The sequence below is a fragment of the Pseudomonas sp. NY8896 genome, from assembly GCF_039634505.1.
Genome location: NZ_CP132350.1, coordinates 1,158,662 through 1,177,740 on the forward strand (window position 1 = coordinate 1,158,662; position 19,079 = coordinate 1,177,740).

The 19,079-nt window shown below is 60.9% G+C and carries 17 protein-coding genes; 11 read left to right on the forward strand and 6 right to left on the reverse strand.

The features are described 5' to 3' along the window. Positions 1–13: 13 nt before the first annotated feature. From Q9451_RS05135 to dnaB, 3 genes are all read left to right on the forward strand, one after another. The gene (locus Q9451_RS05135; protein ID WP_012274446.1) at positions 14–877 is read left to right on the forward strand and encodes a hypothetical protein; all 864 of its coding nucleotides are present in this window, start codon (positions 14–16) and stop codon (positions 875–877) included. 20 nt (positions 878–897) lie between these two features. After that, positions 898–1,344 carry a 50S ribosomal protein L9 gene (gene rplI, locus Q9451_RS05140; protein ID WP_012274445.1) on the forward strand — a complete coding sequence of 149 codons (447 nt, stop codon included), beginning with the start codon at positions 898–900 and terminating at the stop codon, positions 1,342–1,344. Positions 1,345–1,457: 113 nt separating this feature from the next. Next, positions 1,458–2,855: a replicative DNA helicase gene (gene dnaB, locus Q9451_RS05145; RefSeq protein ID WP_012274444.1), complete on the forward strand. Its 1,398-nt coding sequence runs from the start codon at positions 1,458–1,460 to the stop codon at positions 2,853–2,855. 42 nt (positions 2,856–2,897) lie between these two features. Here the strand turns inward: dnaB and Q9451_RS05150 are convergent, their stop codons facing one another. Beyond that, entirely contained in the window at positions 2,898–3,836 is a 939-nt protein-coding gene (locus Q9451_RS05150) for an RHS repeat-associated core domain-containing protein (protein WP_012274443.1), read from the reverse strand. Positions 3,837–4,312: 476 nt separating this feature from the next. Between Q9451_RS05150 and Q9451_RS05155 the strand changes: the two genes are divergently transcribed. After that, complete coding sequence (locus tag Q9451_RS05155; protein WP_345960888.1) at positions 4,313–6,613, forward strand: YgiQ family radical SAM protein; 2,301 nt, start codon at positions 4,313–4,315, stop codon at positions 6,611–6,613. A 43-nt stretch (positions 6,614–6,656) separates the two neighbouring features. On the opposite strand, the gene Q9451_RS05160 is transcribed toward Q9451_RS05155, so the two are convergent. Beyond that, positions 6,657–7,244, reverse strand: coding sequence for a TIGR00730 family Rossman fold protein (locus Q9451_RS05160; RefSeq protein ID WP_012274441.1), 588 nt, complete (start codon positions 7,242–7,244; stop codon positions 6,657–6,659). A gap of 349 nt (positions 7,245–7,593) precedes the next feature. Here Q9451_RS05160 and azu point away from each other — a divergent pair, with 349 nt between their 5' ends. After that, entirely contained in the window at positions 7,594–8,043 is a 450-nt protein-coding gene (azu, locus tag Q9451_RS05165; protein ID WP_008099951.1) for an azurin, read from the forward strand. Positions 8,044–8,157: 114 nt separating this feature from the next. Here the strand turns inward: azu and nadE are convergent, their stop codons facing one another. Together nadE and pncB are read right to left on the reverse strand one after the other, a co-directional pair. Then, a complete protein-coding gene (nadE, locus tag Q9451_RS05170; protein ID WP_012274439.1) occupies positions 8,158–8,985 on the reverse strand; it encodes an ammonia-dependent NAD(+) synthetase in 828 nt (275 codons plus the stop codon). Positions 8,986–8,988: 3 nt separating this feature from the next. Beyond that, positions 8,989–10,194, reverse strand: a complete 1,206-nt coding sequence (gene pncB / locus Q9451_RS05175) for a nicotinate phosphoribosyltransferase (RefSeq protein ID WP_012274438.1) — start codon at positions 10,192–10,194, stop codon at positions 8,989–8,991. A 448-nt stretch (positions 10,195–10,642) separates the two neighbouring features. Here pncB and Q9451_RS05180 point away from each other — a divergent pair, with 448 nt between their 5' ends. The 6 genes from Q9451_RS05180 (at position 10,643) to Q9451_RS05205 (ending at position 17,102) form a co-directional block, all read left to right on the forward strand. Beyond that, positions 10,643–11,779 (forward strand): branched-chain amino acid ABC transporter substrate-binding protein, encoded by a 1,137-nt coding sequence (locus tag Q9451_RS05180; RefSeq protein ID WP_012274437.1) that lies wholly within the window; start codon positions 10,643–10,645, stop codon positions 11,777–11,779. Between the two features lie 154 nt (positions 11,780–11,933). Continuing rightward, positions 11,934–12,848, forward strand: coding sequence for a branched-chain amino acid ABC transporter permease (locus Q9451_RS05185; protein WP_012274436.1), 915 nt, complete (start codon positions 11,934–11,936; stop codon positions 12,846–12,848). 5 nt (positions 12,849–12,853) lie between these two features. Further along, positions 12,854–14,155: a high-affinity branched-chain amino acid ABC transporter permease LivM gene (gene livM, locus Q9451_RS05190; protein ID WP_012274435.1), complete on the forward strand. Its 1,302-nt coding sequence runs from the start codon at positions 12,854–12,856 to the stop codon at positions 14,153–14,155. Further along, complete coding sequence (locus Q9451_RS05195) at positions 14,152–15,027, forward strand: ATP-binding cassette domain-containing protein (RefSeq protein WP_010955466.1); 876 nt, start codon at positions 14,152–14,154, stop codon at positions 15,025–15,027. The genes livM and Q9451_RS05195 overlap by 4 nt, the downstream gene beginning before the upstream one ends. Continuing rightward, on the forward strand, positions 15,024–15,740 hold the full coding sequence (locus Q9451_RS05200) for an ABC transporter ATP-binding protein (protein ID WP_060514282.1): 717 nt from the start codon (positions 15,024–15,026) through the stop codon (positions 15,738–15,740). Before Q9451_RS05195 ends, Q9451_RS05200 begins: the two co-directional genes overlap by 4 nt. A gap of 594 nt (positions 15,741–16,334) precedes the next feature. After that, positions 16,335–17,102, forward strand: coding sequence for an SDR family oxidoreductase (locus Q9451_RS05205; protein ID WP_012274433.1), 768 nt, complete (start codon positions 16,335–16,337; stop codon positions 17,100–17,102). A 127-nt stretch (positions 17,103–17,229) separates the two neighbouring features. Here Q9451_RS05205 and Q9451_RS05210 read toward each other — a convergent pair whose 3' ends face one another. Both Q9451_RS05210 and Q9451_RS05215 read right to left on the reverse strand, forming a co-directional pair. Next, positions 17,230–18,327: an AGE family epimerase/isomerase gene (locus Q9451_RS05210; protein ID WP_041166604.1), complete on the reverse strand. Its 1,098-nt coding sequence runs from the start codon at positions 18,325–18,327 to the stop codon at positions 17,230–17,232. A gap of 43 nt (positions 18,328–18,370) precedes the next feature. Next, positions 18,371–19,006, reverse strand: a complete 636-nt coding sequence (locus Q9451_RS05215; protein WP_012274431.1) for a TetR family transcriptional regulator — start codon at positions 19,004–19,006, stop codon at positions 18,371–18,373. Positions 19,007–19,079: the final 73 nt, after the last annotated feature.

Here is a 19,079-nt window from a genome sequence, read left to right on the forward strand (position 1 = left end):
GTAAGGGATTAGCATGCGAGCGTTAGCAAGTTTCATCATGCGCGGTCGTGTGCAGGCCACCCTGGTGGTGGTCATCAGCGCGGTACTGCCGCTGCTGTTCTGGTTGAGTGCCGCTGCCTGCAGCCTTGTGCTGCTGCGGCGTGGGTTCAAGGATGCTACAACGGTCATCGCCGGCGGCCTGCTGGCCGGGCTGGCCGTATGGGTCATGGGCGATCCCATCACCTTTTTGGTGATTGCGGGTGCTGTGGCCTTGGCCGCCCTGTTGCGTGCCGAGCATCCCTGGAGCCGTGTGTTGCTGGTCAGTGCCGTGTTCGCCGTGGCTTTCAGCCTCGTGCTCGATCTGGCGCTGGCGCAAACCTTCGATGTGCTGGCCAAGGCGTTTGCCGAAGCCATGCCGAAAATCGAGGGGCAGCCGGTGCTCTCCGGTGAGCTGATCCGCCCTGTGCTGGTCGCTTCCACAGCAGTGACGGTGCAGTTGTTCAGTGTGCTGGCCTTGGTGCTGGCGCGCTACTGGCAGGCAGCGTTGTACAACCCTGGAGGCTTCGGTCGCGAGTTTCGCGCGCTGAAGTTGCCGAAACAGACCATGGCGGTCTTGGTGGCAGTGATGGTGGTGGCCCCGTTCATCGGGCCGCAGTTCATCATCCTGGCATCGGCCTCAAGCCTGGTTCTGGTGCTGGCCGGCATCGCTTTGATGCATGGGCTGGTGGCACAGGGCCGACTGGCTGGTTTCTGGCTGGTGGGCATGTACGTGACGCTGCCGCTGATCATGCAGCTGATTTACCCCTTGCTGATGGTTTTGGCCATTGTCGACAGCCTGATTGATTTTCGCGGTCGCAAGTCCCCCAAGGGGAATGACTCCGCGAACGGTGAAGGTTAAAAGTTAAGAGGTTTTACCAAATGGAACTGATCCTGCTGGAAAAAGTCGCTAACCTGGGCAACCTGGGCGACAAAGTAAAAGTTAAGGCTGGTTACGGCCGTAACTTCCTGCTGCCATTCGGCAAGGCCACCGTTGCCAACGCCGCCAACCTGGCTGCGTTCGAAGAACGTCGCGCCGAGCTGGAAAAAGCAGCTGCTGACAAGAAATCGTCGGCTGAAAGCCGTGCTGCCCAACTGGCCGAGCTGGAAGTGACCATCACTGCCACCGCTGGCGACGAAGGCAAGCTGTTCGGTTCGATCGGCACCCACGACATCGCTGACGCCCTGACCGCCTCCGGCGTAGAAGTGGCCAAAGCTGAAGTTCGTCTGCCGAACGGCACCATCCGTCAGGTTGGCGAATACGACGTAGCCGTGCACCTGCACAGCGACGTTGAAGCCACCGTACGTGTGGTCGTCGTAGCTGCCTAAGCTGCGCTAACTGGCTGGCTCCTTGCGAGTCAGGCGGTTAACATCGGGCACGGTCCTGTTTTTTACAGGCCGTGCCCTTTGTCTTTTTCATCCTCTAGAATTCTTTCGTGGCCATGAACGAGATCACCACCTCCGAACAGCTAGACCTGCAAACCGCAGCCCTGAAGGTACCGCCGCATTCCATCGAGGCCGAACAGGCCGTGCTCGGTGGCCTGATGCTGGACAACGATGCCTGGGAGCGGGTGCTGGACCAGGTGTCGGATGGTGACTTCTACCGGCATGACCACCGGCTGATCTTCCGCGCCGTGCACAAGTTGGTCGATGCCAACCAGCCATTCGACGTGGTGACCCTGCACGAGCAGTTGGACAAGGAAGGCCTGTCCTCGCAGGTAGGAGGCCTGGCGTACCTGGCCGAGCTGGCCAAGAACACCCCGTCGGTGGCCAACATCAAGGCCTACGCCGCGATCATTCGCGAACGGGCTACGCTGCGCCAGTTGATCAGTATCAGTACCGACATCGCCGACAACGCGTTCAACCCCCAGGGGCGCAACGCTGCAGAGATTCTCGACGATGCCGAGCGGCAAATCTTCCAGATTGCCGAGGCTCGGCCAAAAACCGGTGGCCCGGTAGGCGTCAACGAGCTGTTGACCATGGCCATCGACCGTATCGATACGCTGTTCAACTCCGACAGTGATATCACCGGTATCTCTACCGGGTACACCGACCTGGACGAAAAAACCAGCGGCCTGCAGGCTGCCGACTTGATCATCGTCGCCGGCCGTCCGTCGATGGGTAAAACCACCTTTGCCATGAACCTGGTTGAGAACGCCGTCCTACGCAGCGAAAAGGCGGTGCTGGTGTTCTCCCTCGAAATGCCAGGTGAATCGCTGATCATGCGTATGCTTTCCTCCCTTGGCCGTATCGATCAGACCAAGGTTCGTTCCGGCCAGCTGGACGACGACGACTGGCCACGCCTGACCTCGGCAGTCAACCTGCTCAACGACCGCAAGCTGTTCATCGACGATACCGCCGGCATCAGCCCGTCTGAAATGCGTGCGCGTACGCGGCGCTTGGCGCGTGAGCACGGTGAAATCGGCATGATCATGGTCGACTACCTGCAGCTGATGCAGATCCCGGGCTCTTCCGGTGATAACCGCACCAACGAGATTTCCGAAATTTCCCGCTCGCTCAAGGCCCTGGCCAAGGAATTCAACTGCCCGGTCATCGCCCTGTCGCAGCTGAACCGCTCCCTGGAACAGCGCCCGAACAAACGCCCGGTGAACTCCGACTTGCGTGAATCCGGTGCAATCGAGCAGGACGCCGACGTGATCATGTTCGTGTACCGCGACGAGGTGTACCACCCCGAGACCGAGCACAAGGGTGTGGCGGAAATCATCATCGGTAAACAGCGTAACGGCCCTATTGGCTTTGTGCGCCTGGCGTTTATCGGCAAGTACACCCGCTTCGAGAACCTCGCACCGGGCATGTACAACTTCGACGACGACGAATGAGAAGAGTCGGTAGAGGCTCGCCTCGTTAGAGCGACTCAATGTTCAGGCAGTCCTGATCCGCTTGGATATCTCAGCCTGAATGTCGTCAGTGGCGTCTTGCTGCTTTCTACCTTTACCCGCTCGGGTCTTTGTCGATGTCATTCCATGGTGCGGCAGCACCCTTTGTTTCTCTACAATGTATTCGTTGCCTTGACGGCGCTCCACGACTGCAACTGTGGTCGCGTAGCCAGAAACTTGAAACTTTGTAAGGGCGCTTAGGTCGCTGATATATGAGCTGCCGGTAAGCGGGTGGGGGAAAGCTGTGTCACATGCAAGTACATGAATTTGCCTGTTGTGCAGCTGGATATTGCGGCTTGTCAGTGCCTTGAAAGTGCGTGTTGCATCGTAAGTATTGGTGCCGTCAGCACCTATCACGCCTGGAGCGCCATGGGCGCTGATATACAGGGTGGGTAATTTTCCGTCCGGTCGTTCTTGCCCAGTAAAAACAACAATTCCGTCGAACTCCGCCACGATAGGTCCGCGATAGGTCTTGTTGACGAATAGCTTACGAATGAACTCGAAAGCGTGCCCCGTCGGATCACGGCGGTTGATCGGGTCGCAAAGAGCAAATGAGTAGGTATTCAACCCTCCTTTTGCGAATGGGCTGTCGCTGTCTGGACTGTTGAAACGCATGAGATGAGGGTTGTAAGCGCGGTAGCCATTTCCCAGCAGGTAATGGCCGGTGACCAGATCCTCAAGCTCGCCTTTGAAGGCAGGTATTTGTCCGTGGTCGACCCTAGCGCCGTATGCACTGAAGGTCAGCTGGGTGCGGCCGTTTTGGTCAAGTGTGCAAGAGGGTGAATTGGACATTTCACTGCCGATCAAGCGGCTGTGATTTTCCTGGTGCGTGGTAAGGGTGCCTGGCCCTGCATTGAAGATACGGGTGAATCCACGGCCATCCAGCAATAGGGTTGGGCGATGAGACGCGTAGAATATTTTCATCACTTGCTTCCTGGGTTGGGTGTTTCCTAAATGCTAGGTGGGCCAGGAAGTTGATGAAACTGGCAACATTGCCAGATCATTCGAGGGAGATCAGCCGGCCATTGCAGTCGGATTAGGTCAAAATTTGTGCTATATCCCGCACCTGCTAGTTCCTATTACATCAGAGCCGGTTATCTGTTAGTACACCCGCTTCAATAACTTGGCGCCGGGTATGTATAACTTCGATGATGAATAAAGCCTGTTTTCGTGTAGCAGCGCGTAATTCACTGGGTTAGCAGGGACACCTCTGGGAGCGGCTTCAGTCGCGAAGAATCCAGCGCGGAGGATGGCACCGCCTGCGCCGGTGATCGCCGACACCCCGCGCCCCCAACTGTCGTCCCAGCTCACCAATCCCCACGAATCCAGTCGGATTTGGTCAAAATTTGTGCTATATTCCGCGCCCGCGATTTCCCTGCACACCAGAACCGGTCACTGACATGCAAGCAGCCAAACCACTCTACGACTATCCCAAGTACTGGGCCGAATGCTTCGGGCCAGCACCTTTCCTGCCGATGAGCAGGGAGGAGATGGATCTGCTCGGCTGGGATTCCTGCGACATCATCATCGTGACCGGTGATGCCTACGTCGACCACCCATCGTTCGGCATGGCCATCATCGGCCGTCTGCTGGAGGCCCAGGGCTTCCGCGTGGGCATCATCGCCCAGCCGAACTGGCAGTCGAAAGACGACTTCATGAAGCTCGGCGAGCCGAACCTGTTCTTCGGCGTGGCCGCCGGCAACATGGACTCGATGATCAACCGTTACACCGCAGACAAGAAGATCCGTTCCGACGACGCCTACACCCCAGGTGGCCTGGCCGGCAGCCGTCCGGACCGCGCCAGCCTGGTGTACAGCCAGCGCTGCAAGGAAGCCTACAAGCATGTGCCGATCGTGCTCGGCGGCATCGAGGCTTCGCTGCGCCGCATTGCCCACTACGACTACTGGCAGGACAAGGTTCGCCATTCGATCCTGATCGACGCCAGCGCCGATATCCTGCTGTTCGGCAACGCCGAGCGCGCGGTGGTCGAAGTGGCCCAGCGCCTGTCCAACGGCGAGAAGATCGAGACCATCACCGACGTGCGTGGCACCGCCTTCGTGCGCCGTGATACACCACAAGGCTGGTACGAAATCGACTCCACCCGTATCGACCGCCCGGGCCGCGTCGACAAGATCATCAACCCGTACGTGAACACCCAGGACACCCAGGCCTGCGCCATCGAGCAGGCCAAGGGCGACCAGGAAGACCCGAACGAAGCCAAGGTGGTGCAGATTCTCGACAGCCCGAGCGTGACCCGGGAAAAGTCGGTGATCCGCCTGCCGTCGTTCGAAAAGGTGCGTAACGACCCGGTACTCTACGCCCACGCCAACCGCGTGCTGCACCTGGAGACCAACCCAGGCAACGCCCGCGCACTGGTGCAGAAGCATGGCGAAGTGGATGTGTGGTTCAACCCGCCACCCATCCCCATGAGCACCGAAGAAATGGACTACGTGTTCGGCATGCCTTACGCCCGTGTGCCGCACCCGGCCTATGGCAAGGAGCGCATCCCGGCCTACGAAATGATCCGTTTCTCGGTGAACATCATGCGTGGCTGCTTTGGTGGCTGCACCTTCTGCTCGATCACCGAGCACGAAGGCCGCATCATCCAGAACCGCTCGCACGAATCGATCCTGAACGAGATCGAAGAGATGCGCGACAAGGTGCCGGGCTTCACCGGCGTGGTCTCCGACCTTGGCGGCCCGACTGCCAACATGTACCGCATCGCCTGCAAGAGCCACGACATCGAGAAGCACTGCCGCAAGCCGTCGTGCGTGTTCCCGGGCATCTGCGAAAACCTCAACACCGACCACAGCTCGCTGATCGAGCTGTACCGCAAGGCCCGTGCCTTGCCGGGTGTGAAGAAGATCCTGATCGCCTCCGGCCTGCGCTACGACCTGGCGGTGGAATCACCGGAGTACGTCAAGGAGCTGGTGACCCACCACGTTGGTGGTTACCTGAAGATTGCCCCGGAGCACACCGAGCGTGGCCCGTTGGACAAGATGATGAAGCCGGGTATCGGCACCTACGACCGCTTCAAGCGCATGTTCGAGAAGTTCTCGAAGGAAGCGGGCAAGGAGCAGTACCTGATCCCGTACTTCATCGCCGCCCACCCAGGCACCACCGACGAAGACATGATGAACCTGGCCCTGTGGCTGAAGGGCAACGGCTTCCGCGCCGACCAGGTGCAGGCGTTCTACCCGTCACCGATGGCGTCGGCCACGGCCATGTACCACTCGGGCAAGAACCCGCTGCGCAAGGTGACCTACAAGAGCGAAGGGGTGGAGATCGTCAAGAGCGACGAGCAACGCCGCCTGCACAAGGCGTTCTTGCGCTACCACGACCCGAAAGGCTGGCCAATGCTGCGTGAAGCGCTGGAGCGCATGGGCCGCGCCGACCTGATCGGGCCGGGTAAGCACCAACTGATCCCGCTGCACCAGCCGCAGAGCGATACCTACCAGAGCGCGCGCCGCAAGAACTCGACGCCGGCGGGTAGCTACAAGGTGGGCAAGGACCAGAAGATCCTGACCCAGCACACCGGTCTGCCGCCGCGTGCCAGCGATGGCAGCAAGCCTTGGGACAAGCGTGAGAAGGCCAAGGCCGAAGCGTTTGCCCGAAACGAGAAGGCGGCCAAGGAGCGCAAGGAAGCGGCCAAGGGTGGCAAGGGCAACAAGAAGCCACGTCAGCCTGTTATCCCGCGCTGATCGATCCATGTTGGGACCGCAAAGCGGTCCCAACATCTCGAGGTCAATCAGGCTTCTTGTCGACCCACTTCGGCGCCACCGGCGCTACGAAGCTGTCCATGTCATTTAGCAGCTCATCTGGCTGCTGCGCCAGCAGCAACATCGCCCGGTGCTGCGGCCGCACAAAGCCTTCTTCGACGATATGGTCGAGGAAGCCGCCCAGCTTGTCGTAGAAGCCATTCACATCGAGCAGCCCCAGCGGCTTGGCGTGATAGCCCAGCTGCCCCCAGGTCCACACTTCGAACAACTCCTCCAGCGTACCGAGCCCGCCCGGCAAGGCAATGAAGGCATCGCTCAGCTCGGCCATGCGGGCCTTGCGCGCGTGCATGCCATCAACCACTTCCAGGCGAGTCAGGCCCTTGTGGCCGACTTCAGCGTCCAGCAGGCTCTGCGGGATGATTCCCACCACTTCGCCACCTGCTGCCATGGCAGCGTCAGCCACCACACCCATCAGGCCAACGGCGCCGCCGCCATACACCAGCGTCAGCCCACGACGCGCAATGGCCTGGCCAAGCGCGACGGCCGCTTCACGGTAGGCGGGGTTGGCGCCGATGCTGGCGCCGCAGAACACACAAACGGAACGTACGGGCATTGCTCATCTCCTGTCACTCAGGTGCACAGGGTACGGTGCATGTCCGTCGCTTCCAAGGCCGCTTTCACTCCGGCCGGGAGAATTCGCAGATGGCGCCGGTGGCTCCATGGGCGTAGGCAGCGAGCAGGCTATTCAGGAAGTTGGAGATGGGCATTTGGTATTGCTCCTAAATGAGAGGTTGTCCCATCGTCCAATAAAAGGGCATGATGTGCCCTTAGATTGGTTGTATACAATCCATTGAACAATTCTACTGGCTGGCCACTTGACACCCCCTTGACCCATATCAGCAAGGGGCTGAACGGGTTCAGGCAGTCTCGCAATTGATAAAACCCTGCCAAGGAGATTCATGATGTTTGCGAAAGCTGTAGCGGTATCCCTGCTGACCCTCGCCAGCGCCTCTGTCTTCGCCGCCGAGTGCTCGGTAACTGTCGAATCGACGGACCAAATGTCCTATACCACCAAGGAATTCACCGTCGACAAGAGCTGCAAGGAATTCACCGTCAAACTGACCCACTCCGGCAACCTGCCGAAGAACGTCATGGGCCACAACCTGGTGATCAGCAAGACTGCCGACATGCAGGGCATTGCTACCGAAGGCATGAGCCAGGGCATTGAAAAGGGCTACCTGAAGGAAGATAACGCCAACATCATCGCCCACACCGCGATGATCGGTGCGCCAGAAAAAGAAACCGAAGTGAAGTTCGACACTTCCAAGCTGGAAGCCGGTGGTGACTACAGCTTCTTCTGCACCTTCCCGGGCCACATCTCGATGATGAAAGGCAAGGTCATCGTCAAGTAACGATAGTGCTGCAGGGCTTTCGGGCCTATTCGCGGGCACGCCCGCTCCCACAGGTACACCACAAGGTTCAGCTTGCGTGGTGTATCTGTGGGAGCGGGCGTGCCCGCGAAGCTTTCATGGGGCGAACGGCAGTTCGCGCTTGTGCTGGGTCTTGCGGTAGGTGGCGACGATGATGTCGAACGCTGCCTGGTCAACCGGCTGCCCATGCAGGAAGGCATCGATCTGCTGGTAGGTCACGCCATGCGACGCTTCGTCCGGCTTGCCCGGCTCCAGGTCTTCCAGGTCCGCCGTCGGCACTTTCTCCACCAGTGACTCCGGTGCGCCGAAGCTGCGTGCAATCGCTCGCACCTGGTTCTTCACCAGCCCGCTCAGCGGCGCCAGGTCGCAGGCACCATCACCAAACTTGGTGAAGAAGCCCATCACCGCCTCGGCAGCGTGGTCGGTACCGATCACCAGGCCTGCGCGGGCGCCAGCGATGGTGTATTGGGCGACCATGCGCGTACGCGCCTTGACGTTGCCGACCACGAAGTCCACCAACGTCGGCGAGCCGTTCTTCAACTCCACCACTTCAGCCGCCAAAGCCCGTACCGCCGGGGCAATGTCCACGGTGTGCACTTCATCGGCCTTGATCACGTCCAGGCAGGCCTGGGCGTCATGCTCGTCATGCTGCACCTGGTACGGCAGGCGCACGGCTATGAAGGTGTAGGCCTTGTCGCCGGTCTCGGCGCGCAACTCGTTGATGGCGCGCTGGGCGAGCAGGGCGGCAGTCAGCGAGTCGACGCCACCGCTGATGCCCAGCACCAGGGTCTTGAGCCGGGCGTTGGCCAGGCAGCCCTTGATGAACGTCACGCGCCGGGCAACTTCGGCCTCAAGCGCTGCAGCGTCGGCGAACGGCGGCTGTACCTTCAGCGCCTGGGCAATCTCTTGCTGAACCGCTTGCATGGGTTACTCCTTGCTGGGGACTTTGAATACGTGGCGCATGTAGGCGACGAAGTTCTCGTCGCGGCACTGGGTCTTGGCGGCTTCGTCCGAGATCTTGGCCACCGGCGCGCCGTTGCAGTCGGTCATTTTAAGCACGATGCTCATTGGCGCCACACCCGGGATGTCGCAGGTCAGGTTGGTGCCGATGCCAAAACTGACGTTGATGCGACCGCGCAGGGCACGGAAGATCTCCAGCGAGCGGGTCAGGTTGAGGCCATCGGAAAACACCAGGGTCTTGGTCATCGGGTCGATACCCAGTTTCTGGTAATGGGCGATGGCCTTTTCTGCCCAGGCCACCGGCTCGCCCGAGTCGTGGCGCAGGCCGTCGAACAGCTTGGCGAAGTACAGATCGAAGTCGCCGAGGAAGGCATCCATGGTGATGCAGTCGGTCAGTGCGATGCCGAGCAGGCCGCGGTACTCGCGCACCCAGCAGTCCAGCGCGGCAATCTGGCTGTCGATCAGCCGTGGGCCGAGCTGCTGGTGGGCCATGATCCATTCATGGGCCATGGTGCCTAGCGGCTTGATATCCAGTTTCCATGCCAGGTCGACATTGCTGGTGCCGACGAAGCGGGCCGGAAAATCATCGCGCAACACGCGAACCACTTCTTCCTGCACGCGGCTGGAGAAGCGTCTACGGGTACCGAAGTCGGCTACCTGCAGTTCGGCCAGTTCTTCGTCGCTGGCATGCGCGCGCAGCCAGTCGAACTTGCGGTACAGCTGGTCGCGCGCCTCGGCCAGGCGCATGTGCGGGTGCAGCTGGCGGTTGCGCACTTCGCTGATGATGGCCAGCAGCGGCACTTCGAACAGGATTACATGCAGCCATGGGCCTTTCAGGCGCAGGAACAGCTGGTCGTTCTCGATGCCGACGCGCACATAGCGCAAGTTGAAGCGAAACAGGCGCAGAAAGCGCAGGAAGTCGGGCTTGAGGAAGCTGATGCGTTCCAGGAAAGGCAGTTGGCCATCGTCCAGGGTAAGGTCGTTGAGCCGTTCCAGCTGGTTGCGGATCTCGCCGAGGTAAGGGCGCAAGTCCTCGCCGTTGCGGCAGCGGAATTCCCATTCGACGTCGGCGTCCGGGTAGTTGTGCAGCACACCCTGCATCATGGTGAGTTTGTAGAAGTCGGTGTCGAGCAGGTTGTGCACGATGCGCTCGGCGAATGCGCTTTCGCTCATCAAGGGGGCTCCGGAAGCGGCGAATGGCCGACATTGTGCCAGCCTTTTGCGCCTTGTTGTGCCTGTTCCGGCCCGCGAAGAAGCCAGAACAGCCAAAACAGAGGTGTTTTTCCGTGCACCGGCTAGCCTTCAAACGGTGCCGCCTGTAGCAGTCGCGCACCAGCGGTGTGCACTTCGGTGACGTCCGCTGTTACAGGGCGGTTGCACGTAAACACTTGCCGAGGTTGCAATGATGGCACCAGGCGGTTGCTCCTTGTCTGTACGTGTGGTGGCGCCCGCCGCACGGCAGACGGTTGCACGCTCAATAAAGAAAAGGCCGCCGGTCGCCTGCTGGCACCCTGCACAGTGTGTTTTCCCGGAAGACAAAACCTATGGCACGGCCCTTGCTCAGAGCACAGGGCTGAGAAGTTGTAGTGCCAACCAAAAAAAACTCTAGGAGCACCACCTCATGTCGCAGACGTTTTACAAGAAAGGTTTCCTGGCTCTGGCCGTAGCTACGGCACTGGGTGTTTCTTCGTATGTTCAGGCCGACGTCAAGATCGGTGTAGCGGGCCCCATGACCGGGGCAAACGCAGCGTTTGGCGAGCAGTACATGAAAGGTGCGCAGGCAGCGGCCGACAAGATCAACGCCGCCGGTGGCGTGAACGGCGAGAAAATCGTCCTGGTCAAAGGCGATGACGCCTGTGAACCGAAGCAGGCCGTGGCCGTGGCCAACCGCCTGGTGGATCAGGACAAGGTGATCGGCGTGGTCGGCCACTTCTGTTCCTCCAACACCATCCCGGCGTCCGAGGTGTATGACGAGGCGGGTGTCATCGCCATTACTCCGGGCTCCACCAACCCACAGGTTACCGAGCGCGGCCTGAGCGCCATGTTCCGCATGTGCGGCCGTGACGACCAGCAGGGTATCGTCGCTGGCGACTACATCGTCGACGTGCTCAAGGGCAAGAAAGTCGCGGTACTGCACGACAAGGACACCTATGGCCAGGGCCTGGCGGACGCGACCAAGGCGCAGCTGGAAAAACGCGGCGTGAAGCCAGTGTTGTACGAAGGCCTGACCCGTGGCGAGAAAGACTTCAGCGCCGTGGTGACCAAGATCCGCTCCACCGGCGCCGACGTTGTCTACTTCGGTGGTCTGCACCCGGAAGCCGGCCCGCTGGTACGCCAGCTGCGCGAGCAGGGCCTGAAGGACGTCAAGTTCATGTCCGATGACGGCATCGTCACCGACGAACTGGTGTCCACCGCTGGCGGTGCGCAGTACGTCGATGGCGTGTACATGACCTTCGGTGCCGACCCGCGCCTGCTGCCAGACAGCAAGGCGGTGGTGGAGGAGTTCCGTAAGGCCGGTACCGAACCTGAAGGCTACACCCTGTACGCCTATGCCTCGCTGCAGGCCCTGGCCGCCGCGTTCAATGGCGCCAAGTCGAACAAAGGCGAAGACGCTGCCAAGTGGCTCAAGGCCAACCCGGTGCAGACCGTCATGGGCGAGAAAAAGTGGGACAGCAAAGGTGACCTGACCGTCTCCGACTATGTGGTCTACCAGTGGGACAAAGACGGTAAATACCACCAGCTGGAAAAACAAAAATAAAAACGGCCCACGGCCCGGGCTGATGCTCGGGCCCAAGCCCCGCGGTACCAGTCTTTATTCGTAGATCTGCACAGTTCTGCGCTGCGAGGGCCCCGCTCAGGTGGCCCGCGCCGTGGTCGGCGCTCGTGCAATCTCAATCAGGTGAGATTGCGTTATGGATGGTATTTTCCTGCAGCAACTGGTCAACGGCCTGACCCTCGGGTCGGTCTATGGCCTGATCGCCATCGGCTACACAATGGTCTATGGCATCATCGGCATGATCAACTTCGCGCACGGCGAGGTGTATATGATTTCCGCGTACCTCGCGGCAATCAGCCTGGCATTGCTGGCTTACTTCGGCGTCGAGTCGTTCCCGCTACTGATGTTGGGCACGCTGTTGTTCACCGTCGTCGTCACGGGCGTCTATGGCTTCACCATCGAGCGCATCGCCTACAAACCCCTGCGTAACTCCACCCGCCTGGCGCCGCTGATCAGTGCCATCGGCATTTCGCTGATCCTGCAAAACTACGCACAGATCAGCCAGGGCGCCCGCCAGCAAGGCGTGCCAACCTTGCTGGAAGGTGCCATGCGTGTCGAAGTCGGCACCGGCTTCGTGCAACTGACCTATACCAAGATCTTCATTCTGGTGGCAGCCTTCGTCGGCATGGGCCTGCTGACCTACGTGATCAAGTACACCAAGCTCGGCCGCATGTGCCGTGCCACCCAGCAAGACCGCAAGATGGCCTCGATCCTGGGCATCAACACCGACCGGGTAATCTCCTACGTGTTCGTCATCGGCGCCGTGATGGCCGCCCTGGCCGGCGTGCTGATCACCATGAACTACGGCACGTTCGACTTCTACGCCGGCTTCATCATCGGTATCAAGGCATTCACCGCCGCGGTGCTCGGGGGTATCGGCTCACTGCCTGGCGCCATGCTCGGCGGCATCATCCTGGGTATTTCCGAGTCGCTGTTCTCTGGCTTGATCAACTCCGACTACAAGGATGTGTTCAGCTTCTCGCTGCTGGTGATGATCCTTATCTTCCGCCCACAAGGCCTGCTGGGTCGCCCGCTCGTGGCTAAGGTGTGATGAACATGTCCGTTGCCAAAACTGCCTCTGTTAGCGAAACCAAGGGTTTCGACATTAAACGCAGCCTGCTGGAGACCCTCGTCGCTGGCCTGCTGGCACTCATCGTGTTTGGCCCGGTCGTTGGCGTGGTGCTCGACGGCTACACCTTCAATGCCGAGCCGCGCCGCGTGGCGTGGCTGGTCGGTGGTGTGATGGTCGGGCGCTTCCTGCTCAGCCTGTTCCTGCAGACCGCCCCTGGGCAGCGCATGCTCCAGAGCTTCGACAGCGGTGGCTCGGGCGTGCATGTGAATGCCCCGGACTACAAGTCGCGCCTGCGCTACATCATCCCTGCACTGATCGTGATTGCCATCGTCTTCCCGATCTTCGCCAACAAGTACCTGCTGACCGTGGTCATCCTCGGCCTGATCTACGTGCTGCTGGGCCTTGGCCTGAACATCGTGGTCGGCTTGGCCGGCCTGCTCGACCTGGGCTACGTGGCGTTCTACGCCATCGGTGCCTACGGCCTGGCGCTGGGTTACCAGTACCTCGGCCTGGGCTTCTGGAGCGTGCTGCCGCTGGCGGCCATCGCTGCGGCGCTGGCGGGCTGCATCCTTGGTTTCCCGGTGCTACGAATGCACGGTGACTACCTGGCGATCGTGACCCTGGGCTTTGGCGAGATTATCCGCCTGGTGCTGAACAACTGGCTGTCGTTCACCGGTGGCCCCAACGGCATGCCGGCGCCTTCGCCAACCTTCTTCGGCCTGGAGTTCGGCCGCCGGGCCAAGGATGGCGGGGTGCCGATCCACGAGTTCTTCGGCTTCGAGTACAACGCCAACCTCAAGTTCGTGTTCATCTACGCCGTGCTGTTCCTGGTTGTGCTGGCCGTGCTGTACATCAAGCACCGCCTGACTCGCATGCCGGTCGGCCGGGCCTGGGAAGCGCTGCGCGAAGACGAAATCGCCTGCCGTTCGATGGGCTTGAACCACGTGCTGGTCAAGCTTTCGGCGTTTACCTTGGGTGCCTCCACCGCCGGCTTGGCCGGGGTGTTCTTCGCCACCTACCAGGGCTTCGTCAACCCGTCGTCATTCACCTTCTTCGAGTCGGCGCTGATCTTGGCCATCGTCGTACTGGGTGGCATGGGGTCGACCGTGGGCGTGGTCATCGCGGCGTTCGTGCTTACAGTGGCGCCGGAGCTGCTGCGCAGCTTCTCCGAGTACCGGGTGTTGCTGTTCGGCGTGTTGATGGTGCTGATGATGATCTGGCGACCGCGTGGGCTGATCCGCATCAGCCGTACCGGTGTGACCCCGCGTAAAGGAGTGGCGCCATGAGCGACGATATCATTCTCTCGGTCGACAACCTGATGATGCAGTTCGGTGGCATCAAGGCGCTCAGCGACGTCAGCCTCAAGGTCCGGCGCAATCAGATCTTTGCCTTGATCGGCCCCAACGGCGCCGGCAAGACCACGGTATTCAACTGCCTGACCGGCTTCTACAAGGCCAGTGGCGGGCGTATCGAGCTGAACGTGCGCGGCAGTCACACCAACGTCATCCAGCTGCTTGGCGAACGCTTCCAGGCGGCCGATTTCGTGTCGCCTGCGCGCTTTGCCAACCGCATGTACTACAAGATGTTCGGCGGCACCCACCTGGTCAACCGCGCGGGCCTGGCGCGCACCTTCCAGAACATTCGCCTGTTCAAGGAAATGTCGGTGGTGGAGAACCTGCTGGTGGCCCAGCACATGTGGGTCAATCGCAACCTGCTGGCCGGGGTGCTCAACACCAAGGCCTACCGCAAGGCCGAAAGCGATGCGTTGGACCACGCGTTCTACTGGCTTGAAGTGGTCGACCTGGTCGACTGCGCCAACCGCCTGGCCGGCGAGTTGTCGTACGGCCAGCAGCGGCGCCTGGAAATTGCCCGAGCCATGTGCACACGGCCGAAAATCATCTGCCTGGATGAACCGGCGGCGGGCCTGAACCCCCAGGAAACCGAAGCCCTCAGCCGCATGATCCGCGTACTGCGTGACGAGCACGACATCACCGTGGTGCTGATCGAGCATGACATGGGCATGGTCATGAGCATTTCCGACCATATCGTGGTGCTGGACCATGGCAACGTGATTGCCGAAGGCGCGCCGCAGGACATCCGCCACAACCCGACGGTGATCGCCGCCTACCTGGGTGCAGACGAAGAGGAACTGGTATGAGTGCACCCATTCTGGAGCTGAAGGACCTGGACGTGTTCTATGGGCCGATCCAGGCGTTGAAAAAGGTCTCGATGTACATCAACGAAGGTGAGACGGTCAGCCTGATTGGTGCCAACGGTGCCGGTAAGTCGACCCTGCTGATGTCGATTTTCGGCCAGCCGCGGGCAGCGTCTGGGCATATCGTCTATCGCGGCACCGACATTACCCGCAAGTCGTCGCACTACATCGCCTCCAACGGTATTGCCCAGTCGCCGGAAGGGCGCCGGGTGTTCCCTGACATGACCGTCGAGGAAAACCTGATGATGGGTACCATCCCCATCGGCGACAAACATGCCGACGAAGACATGCAGCGCATGTACGAGTTGTTCCCACGCTTGAAGGAGCGGCGTAACCAGCGGGCCATGACCATGTCCGGTGGCGAGCAGCAGATGTTGGCGATTGCCCGGGCGCTGATGAGCCGGCCGAAGTTGTTGTTGCTGGACGAGCCCTCGCTGGGGCTGGCGCCGATCGTGGTCAAGCAGATCTTCTCGACCTTGCGAGAGCTGGCCAAGACCGGGATGACCATCTTCCTGGTGGAGCAGAACGCCAACCATGCGCTGAAACTGTCGGACCGGGCGTATGTGATGGTCAACGGGCAGATTCGCATGACCGGGACCGGGCAGGAGCTGTTGGTCAACGAGGAGGTGCGTAACGCCTACCTTGGCGGGCACTGAGTTGTATTCGGGGGCTGCAATGCAGCCCCATTCTCAATGTGGACAACTTGCCGCGTCTTGCTCTCGACACACACCAATACTCCCTCACAAACCCTTGTTTCCACAAAGTTGATCTTGTCCACGGATAATGTGGAACCGCCTGTGGAAAACATGGTGGCATCTCGCTCCAGCCCACTGATACCAGGCTCTGCAGCAATGCGATCATTTTTTGATCACATCCCCGTTGTGGATGATTTTCCAAGGTTTCCCACAGCCCTGAAAGCACCCCGGAATTAGCGCCGAACCTGTGCATAACTCTGTGCAAAAACCTTGGACAGACCGCTGCAGGCGGCATGCTTGAAAGCCTTGCGCCATCACCTGAAAGATATCCACCGACCACGGAGCGCTGAATGGGTTCCGCACGGTGGAAAAGTTGCCCCCAATCCGTGGGGAAAGCCTTGTGGATAACATGCGCATACCTGTCGGCGAGCCCTCTGCCACAAGGGTTTGCCGAATATGAACAAAAAATGATCAGTGCCTTGAACGGCTTGCTGCCGGCGCTTGGCGAGGGCATGCTGCAAAGCTGCCATGAGAACCTACCTTGAGGAACAGAGCATGACGTCCACCGTATTCATCACTGGTGCCACTTCCGGTTTCGGTGAGGCCACCGCCCGCCGCTTCGCTGAGGCTGGCTGGAAGCTGGTGCTCACTGGCCGCCGCAAGGAGCGCCTGGACGCCCTGTGCGCCGAGCTGTCGGCAAAGACCGAAGTGCATGGCCTGGTGCTCGACGTACGTGACCGCAAGGCCATGGAGCAGGCCATCGCCAATCTGCCGGCCGGGTTCGAAAAGATTCGCGGCCTGGTCAACAACGCCGGCCTTGCATTGGGTGTGGATGCGGCGCAGAACTGTAGCCTGGACGACTGGGAAACCATGGTCGATACCAACATCAAGGGCCTGATGTACACCACCCGGCTGCTGCTGCCACGGCTGATCGCCCATGGCCGCGGCGCTTCGATCCTCAACGTAGGTTCCGTGGCGGGCAACTACCCGTACCCGGGCAGCAACGTCTACGGTGGCACCAAGGCCTTCGTCGGCCAGTTCTCGTTGAGCCTGCGCTGCGACCTGCGCGGCACCGGCGTGCGCGTGAGCAACATCGAGCCGGGCCTGTGCGAGAGCGAGTTCTCGCTGGTGCGTTTCGGCGGTGACCAGGCCAAGTACGACGCCACCTACGCAGGTGCCGAGCCGATCCAGCCGCAGGACATTGCCGAGACCATCTTCTGGATCCTTAACCAGCCGGCGCACATCAACATCAACAGCCTGGAGCTGATGCCGGTGAGTCAGGACTGGGCAGGCTTCTCGATCGACCGGTCGGCCAAGGGCTGATCCAAGGGCCTTTTCGCAGGTAAACCCGCTCCCACAGGTACTGTGCAATCCTTGTGGGAGCACCGGTCTTGCACAAAACCTAAAAGCTGGCGCGATCACTGTGGGAGCGGGTTTACCCGCGAATGCGTCAGTTCAGGCGCTGCAACCCTTCCAGGCAGGTCGCCAAATGATAGGGCGTAGTAGAGGGCATATCATGCCGACTCACCGCCCCCTCACCATCGCGGCACTCATACCAGCCCGCTTCCCGCAGGAACCGCGTTTGCAGCGCCTGCAACTGCCCCGACAGCTTTGCCTCGCCCCCCGCGCGCAACACAAGCGCTCGCAGGTATTCCGCCTGTGCCCAGATGCGCTGGGTGGCATCAAGCACCTGACCGTCCACATTCAGCATCGCCAACACCGCCGCATCGTTCACTCCGAACTGTTCGGCAAAGCCGAAAGCCCGGTCGATGGACGCATAAAGCGGCGTGTCACGTAGCAGCGGCGAGGTGTGCAGCAAGTAGAACCATTCGAACTGGTGCCCCGGTTCGAACCAGTTATCCACAGCCCCGCGTGGCTTTTCCAGCATCAGGCCGTGGGCCGGTTCGATGAAGTGCGCCTCAAGCGCCTCGCACAGTTGCAGCAGTGACTGGCGGACATGTTCATCGTCACGTACTGCCAGTACCTGCAGAAACGCCTCGGCCAAGTGCATCTGCGGGTTCTGCAGTGGGCCGCTGCCCAGGTCGGCCCAGTCTTCGCCCAGGCTGGCTTCGTACAGGCCGTCGTCACGGGCGAACTGCTGGTCGATGATGTCGAGCGCGGCGTTGAGGGTGGATTCCACCAGGCTTTCACGCACCTTGCCCCAGTAGTGCGCGCAGGCGAACACGATGAAGGCATGGGTGTACAGGTCTTTGCGCCGGTCCAGCGGCTTGCCCTGGGCGTCGATGCTGTAGAACCAGCCACCGTGCTCGGCATCGTGGAAGTGCTTTTGCAGCGAACGGAACAGGGCTGATGCGCGCTCGGCGGCGCCCGGTTGCCCGATACGGCTGCTGAACAGATACAGCTGGCGTGCGCAGGCCATGGCCCGGTAGCGCTGCACCGGCAAGGGTTGGTGCTGGGCGTCCAGCGCCTCGTAGGGCAGGGCCATGTCGGCGTTCCAGCCTGGGCCTTGCCACATTGGCACGATGCGTTCGGCGAAGTGCTGGTTGAAACGGGCCAGTTCGGGCAGGGTGGGGCGGGGGTCGGACATGTCGGCGCTCGTCGCTGTCGGGCAGGGCGCCATGTTAGCAGAACTAGGGTTGAGGGTTGCCCAAGCCCTGCCAATGCCGCGCCCCGACGAAGATGAAGCGCAACTGCTGGGTGATCTTTTCCTGCGGCGTCAGCGCCTGTGGGTAACCTGCTTCCGGGCTGTCGATAAGTTCGGGCAGGGTGGCGAACACGGTCTTCACTACCAGGTCGGCCATCACCGCCAGCGCGGCGCTGTCCAGGTGCTGCCAGCGCTTCATGCGCGCAAGGTCGGTGGCCAGGTCATCGCTTATGTCCTGGCGCAGGCGGGCAATGGCCTGGCGCACGGCCTGCGAACCGCCGTACTGTTCGCGGGCCAGGAACAGGAACTGCGCGCGGTGGGCGGCTACCACGTCGAGGAAGATGCGCACCGAAGCGTCGGTGATGCCGCCCAGTTCGAATTCGTTTTGCCGCACCAGGCGGATGGTCTGGCGGAAGGTGGTGTCGATTTCGGCCACCAAGGCCAGGCCCAGGGCATCCATGTCGGAAAAATGCCGGTAGAAGCCGGTCGGTACGATGCCAGCGGTCTTCGCCACCTCGCGCAGGCTGACACTGCCGAAACCACGGCCACTCTCCATGAGCAGGCAGGCTGCGTCGAGCAGGGCCTGGCGGGTCTGAAGCTTCTGTTCGGCGCGCGGTAGCATGATGCGGGCTTCTGTGACGGTAAGGCTGGGCACTCTAGATAAAAAAACAAAGCCCGGTCAATGGACCGGGCCT

Bases quoted from the DNA above. Each gene is read 5' to 3' on its own strand.
- Q9451_RS05135 (WP_012274446.1), top strand. From the start codon at position 14: ATGCGAGCGTTAGCAAGTTTCATCATGCGCGGTCGTGTGCAGGCCACC.
- rplI (WP_012274445.1), top strand. From the start codon at position 898: ATGGAACTGATCCTGCTGGAAAAAGTCGCTAACCTGGGCAACCTGGGC.
- dnaB (WP_012274444.1), top strand. From the start codon at position 1,458: ATGAACGAGATCACCACCTCCGAACAGCTAGACCTGCAAACCGCAGCC.
- Q9451_RS05150 (WP_012274443.1), bottom strand. From the start codon at position 3,836: ATGAAAATATTCTACGCGTCTCATCGCCCAACCCTATTGCTGGATGGC.
- Q9451_RS05155 (WP_345960888.1), top strand. From the start codon at position 4,313: ATGCAAGCAGCCAAACCACTCTACGACTATCCCAAGTACTGGGCCGAA.
- Q9451_RS05160 (WP_012274441.1), bottom strand. From the start codon at position 7,244: ATGCCCGTACGTTCCGTTTGTGTGTTCTGCGGCGCCAGCATCGGCGCC.
- azu (WP_008099951.1), top strand. From the start codon at position 7,594: ATGTTTGCGAAAGCTGTAGCGGTATCCCTGCTGACCCTCGCCAGCGCC.
- nadE (WP_012274439.1), bottom strand. From the start codon at position 8,985: ATGCAAGCGGTTCAGCAAGAGATTGCCCAGGCGCTGAAGGTACAGCCG.
- pncB (WP_012274438.1), bottom strand. From the start codon at position 10,194: ATGAGCGAAAGCGCATTCGCCGAGCGCATCGTGCACAACCTGCTCGAC.
- Q9451_RS05180 (WP_012274437.1), top strand. From the start codon at position 10,643: ATGTCGCAGACGTTTTACAAGAAAGGTTTCCTGGCTCTGGCCGTAGCT.
- Q9451_RS05185 (WP_012274436.1), top strand. From the start codon at position 11,934: ATGGATGGTATTTTCCTGCAGCAACTGGTCAACGGCCTGACCCTCGGG.
- livM (WP_012274435.1), top strand. From the start codon at position 12,854: ATGTCCGTTGCCAAAACTGCCTCTGTTAGCGAAACCAAGGGTTTCGAC.
- Q9451_RS05195 (WP_010955466.1), top strand. From the start codon at position 14,152: ATGAGCGACGATATCATTCTCTCGGTCGACAACCTGATGATGCAGTTC.
- Q9451_RS05200 (WP_060514282.1), top strand. From the start codon at position 15,024: ATGAGTGCACCCATTCTGGAGCTGAAGGACCTGGACGTGTTCTATGGG.
- Q9451_RS05205 (WP_012274433.1), top strand. From the start codon at position 16,335: ATGACGTCCACCGTATTCATCACTGGTGCCACTTCCGGTTTCGGTGAG.
- Q9451_RS05210 (WP_041166604.1), bottom strand. From the start codon at position 18,327: ATGTCCGACCCCCGCCCCACCCTGCCCGAACTGGCCCGTTTCAACCAG.
- Q9451_RS05215 (WP_012274431.1), bottom strand. From the start codon at position 19,006: ATGCTACCGCGCGCCGAACAGAAGCTTCAGACCCGCCAGGCCCTGCTC.